A 2,328-nucleotide genomic window follows, 5' to 3' on the forward strand; every position below is an offset into this window, starting at 1 on the left:
ACGATCAAGCAACTTGAACAACTTGACCAAGGCCAACGGGGGCTTGGTCTTGCCGTTCTCATATCGCGAGAAGGCATTGATGTCGCCGCCGAAGATTTCGGCAGCCTCGCGCTGGTCAAGATTGAGCTTCTTGCGCACACTCGTGATGAAACCCGGATCAACGATGGCCGCGTTCACCTGCTTTGAGAAGGCGCGCATTTCACGCATGACGCGGTTCGATTCCGCTGCGTCCAAGACCGACTCGGCGCAGGCCGGGCAGAAGTCGCCCCGTCACCGCTGCAATGACGGTAGTTTCACCCTTGTAGGTATAGGGTAGGTCGCGGGTGTCATGGATTAGTTCCGCCGCGCCTCAAACAGGACATTTCATGTTCATAACTCCTTGAAAGACACGATCAGCACGTCATCAATGACCGTCAGCTTCAGGTACACGTCGCCCGCCTGCATGCTTGGGCGGTACACGTCCTGCCATACCGTATGATCGGAACGGGGCACCCCCTATCGCCCCATATCAGACTCAAGTCTGTGAGTTTTTGGTTTCCTTCTTTTCCCAATCTCATCTTGTACGATGGCCTGTAAATCGTTGTTCAGGACATGGATGTTGAGTCTGGCAGCTTCTCTGGCAGCCCTTTCCCGAAACTCACTACTGCCAGTGATATCCACCTTCCCACCGTACTTCTGAGCAGCAATTCTCAGGGCAGCCTCCAGACTATCGTCACCCTTGTCGTGCATCACGATCCGTGGCCCAGTGTCGGTGAACCTGACACGGCCATCCTTTCCCTTGTAAACCACGAGTTGTCGCCGCCGATCCAACTGTGCATAGAACTGGGCCACCGTCAAACTGCGTAACGGATCCAACTCCTCGCCCTCGATGCCGTCTTGAGACTTGGATTTTACTCGCTGTTCCCGGTAACGGATTCCACGGAGAGCCGCCATGGCAGCCTCATCACCCTTTTCGGCTTGAGATTCCAGCCATTTTCGCCATACTTCAGAGTGCGGAAGCATCGCTGTCATGGCTTTTCGTTCAGCTGCCTGGCGTTTTTGCAGGGTCTCACGCTGAATTGCCGCATGATAGGCCCATAGAGACAACGCAATATCGGGGGGCTGTCCGATTTTTCTGGCATCTTCTCGGACTTGGACCCGGGCCTGACGCTGCTCCGCTTGTAACTCGTGTCTTTCTTGAGTGTGACGATCACGCAGTTCCGCACGACGCAACGGTTTCTCTACCCTGATGGCTTTCTGTTCGGCCTTGAATCTTTCCGCAAGCGCCTTGCGGGCTTGCTCTCGGGCTGCTCTGCGAGTTATCCGGTCATTGTCTTCCGATTTTTCGTAGAGTTGCCCATCCGAATGTCTTTTTCTCCGGTCCTCAATGGTGTTTTGGTATTTGTGGTTTTGGGGGAATGGGATATTTGATGGCAAATACGCCCCCAGTTTCTTTTCCAGTTCAGCTTTGCTGGCCCAACGGCCCATCTGGGATGCCTTGCCTGCCAACACACGGCCATCTTCCAGAGTTGTGAACACGATCATTCCTGATCCTTTCGGCTGGATCGAAACGCCATGCTGTGCAAGGCATCGATGCACATCCTGCCAGGTCACCCCAGGTTGTTGCAGAACCTTCTTGAGATCCTGCGCCGGTTCCTTGGATACCCATGATTGAAATGAATCTTCTCCCAAACGATGCTCGGCGGCGGCAGCCCCTCGCGTTAAGCGAGGTTGCGCATCTTCTTTCAATAATCCCCGTTCCCGCCGTTCGGCTCGGCTCATCCGGACAATTTGTGGACCATTATCAGTATCGAGGGTGATATAGGGGCCGTTTGCACGACCGTGGCCAAATTCTATTTCCAGTTCGCGCATACACCGATCAAGGATGAAATAGTCCTTCTTGAACGGTGGTGAGATTGCGAGAAGACGGATGGGGTGCACCCGGTTAATGACCAGATGCACATGATCGTTATCCGTATCCCGGTGGATAGACCATGCCGCCTGATGCTCCTCGTAGCCCAGAGCCTTCATGACATGATCACAGGCATGTCTGGCTTGTTCTGGGGTGGGGTGTTCCCCGTCTTGCCAATTGATGGCCACATGATAAACCGGGTTTCCTTTGAATCTTCCTTTCCTTTGGCACCTCTCCGTAGTTGATTCAAGGACACAGGCAAGGTCATCGGCATAGGCCACATTATTTTCAGCCAGAGTAAAGTAGAGTTCGCCCGGTGATACATTGATCTCACCTCCTTCCAGTTGTTGCCCTTCAGGGAGTCTGTTTTCTGCTCCGGCACGCATGATGTAATTCAGGACCGGACGAAATCCTTTACTTGAAGTGCTGTGCTTCAG

The 2,328-nt window shown here is 53.7% G+C and carries 1 protein-coding gene and 2 pseudogenes; all 3 read right to left on the reverse strand.

From position 1 onward, the window contains the following. A pseudogene (locus M6F29_RS11695) lies at positions 1-334 on the reverse strand (type II TA system antitoxin MqsA family protein); the annotation flags it as partial. Between the two features lie 35 nt (positions 335-369). After that, positions 370-483 (reverse strand): annotated as a pseudogene (locus M6F29_RS12450) (type II toxin-antitoxin system MqsR family toxin); the annotation flags it as partial. A 12-nt stretch (positions 484-495) separates the two neighbouring features. Continuing rightward, positions 496-2,328, reverse strand: coding sequence for a TraI/MobA(P) family conjugative relaxase (traI, locus tag M6F29_RS11700; RefSeq protein ID WP_366526009.1), 1,833 nt, complete (start codon positions 2,326-2,328; stop codon positions 496-498).

This window comes from Ferrovum sp. (assembly GCF_027317285.1).
In the GTDB taxonomy this organism is placed as follows: domain Bacteria; phylum Pseudomonadota; class Gammaproteobacteria; order Burkholderiales; family Ferrovaceae; genus Ferrovum.